1 pseudogene is annotated in these 264 nt (G+C 45.8%); it reads left to right on the forward strand.

Features of this window, described 5'->3' with window-relative positions:
- Positions 1-264: pseudogene (locus SB775_RS30540) on the forward strand (class I SAM-dependent RNA methyltransferase); the annotation flags it as partial.

Here is a 264-nt window from a genome sequence, read left to right on the forward strand (position 1 = left end):
ATCTTACAATATTCAGTCTGAATGGCTTGAAGAGACGGGTCCTGAATATAAAATCGAGATTGCGCTTTTAAAAGATAAAGCAGTGCTAACCCTTGATACATCTGGTGTCGGCCTTCATAAACGGGGGTACCGTGTGGATCAAGGCGGAGCACCTATTAAAGAAACCCTTGCTGCCGCGCTCGTGTTATTAACGAACTGGACACCTGACCGCCCATTTGCTGATCCTTTTTGCGGATCAGGCACAATTGCTATTGAAGCAGCTAT

It is taken from the genome of Peribacillus sp. SIMBA_075 (assembly GCF_046534585.1).